The 1,341-nt window shown below is 68.5% G+C and carries 2 protein-coding genes; one reads left to right on the top strand and one right to left on the bottom strand.

The genetic code is table 11. The annotated features are described in order from the left end of the window. The first annotated feature begins 22 nt into the window (after positions 1-22). Positions 23-670: a TetR/AcrR family transcriptional regulator gene (locus tag AB0J68_RS32240; RefSeq protein WP_363942678.1), complete on the top strand. Its 648-nt coding sequence runs from the start codon at positions 23-25 to the stop codon at positions 668-670. Positions 671-674: 4 nt separating this feature from the next. Here AB0J68_RS32240 and AB0J68_RS32245 read toward each other — a convergent pair whose 3' ends face one another. Further along, a complete protein-coding gene (locus AB0J68_RS32245) occupies positions 675-1,151 on the bottom strand; it encodes a DUF4383 domain-containing protein (RefSeq protein WP_354860522.1) in 477 nt (158 codons plus the stop codon). Positions 1,152-1,341: the final 190 nt, after the last annotated feature.

Here is a 1,341-nt window from a genome sequence, read left to right on the forward strand (position 1 = left end):
CGAAACCTCGCTCGGCGAACAGCTGCCGGCCGCGGCGGCGAAACCCAAACCCCCCTCACGCGTACGCATGTCGGCCGCGCAGCGGCGGGAGCAGTTGATCGCCATCGGCCGGCAGCTGTTCGCCGAGCGAGGTTTCGACGCCACCTCCATCGAGGAGGTGGCGGCCCGCGCCAAGGTCTCCAAGCCCGTGGTGTACGAGCACTTCGGTGGCAAGGAGGGGCTGTACGCGGTCGTGGTCGACCGGGAGGTCCGGGCCCTGCTGGACCGGATCACCACGGCGCTGACGGCGGGGCATCCGCGTGAGTTGCTGGAGCAGGCGGCGATGGCCCTGCTGGGCTACATCGAGGAGGAGACCAGCGGGTTCCGGGTGCTGGTCCGCGAGTCGCCGCTGTTGTCCGGCACGGCCACCTTCAGCAGCGTGATGAACGACGTGGCCCACCAGGTCGAGCACATCCTGGGCGCCGAGTTCAAGAGCCGCGGGTACGACCCGAAGCTGGCCGAGCTCTACTCGCAGGCCCTGGTGGGCATGGTCGCGTTGACCGGCCGCTGGTGGCTGGAGGTGCGCAAGCCGCGCAAGGAGACGGTGGCGGCGCACCTGGTCAACATGGCCTGGAACGGGTTGTCGCACCTGGAGGCGAAGCCCACGTTGATCACCGCCCGCCGCCGCTGACCGTTCAGCGGCGGTGCACGTCGGCCACCGGATGTTTGCGGCGTTCCAGCTCCGCCTCGGCGTGCTCCGACGGGCCGGTTTTGTCGTACAGGCCGGTGCCCAGCAGGATCAGGCCGAACAGCATCGACACGATCACGGTCGACATCGAGAAGTTGAGGAAGTTCGCGTCGGTCTGCAGCACGGACATCATGAGGATGCTGGTCACCAGGAACACCGCCCCGGCGGTGAGGTTCATGTAGTGGCCGAGGTTGCTGCGCCGGGACGCCCCGATGATCAGGACGACTCCGAAGACCACCGAGGCGAGCGAGAAGGCCAGGTTGGTGCGGAGCCCGAGGGCCCAGTGGTTGCCCCGGTCAAAGAGCGGGTCGCCGATCGTCTCGGCGACACCCCAGACGCCGAAGACCAGGATGTAGACGCCGATCAGGCCGGAGAGGACCCGGTAGAGCGGCCGTGCCGGATGGTTCACCGGAAAGTGCGGCATACCCAGACCCCCCTGAATCGACCGTTTCAGGAGGATTGTCACCCAGGGCAGAGCCGACTGTCCGAAGAACCACAAAGCCCGAAACGGCCCGCCGCAGGCCGGACCAGGTCAGGTTTTCGCCGGAGCCCGAGCTGCGCAGGGCGGTCAGGCTTGATCCCTGCGCACCGGCGGCGGGCCGGTCGCCGCGACG

The sequence above is a fragment of the Micromonospora sp. NPDC049580 genome (genome assembly GCF_040675595.1).
GTDB lineage: Bacteria > Actinomycetota > Actinomycetes > Mycobacteriales > Micromonosporaceae > Micromonospora.

Coding starts and splice junctions, on each gene's coding strand:
- AB0J68_RS32245 (WP_354860522.1), bottom strand. CDS start 1,151: ATGCCGCACTTTCCGGTGAACCATCCGGCACGGCCGCTCTACCGGGTC.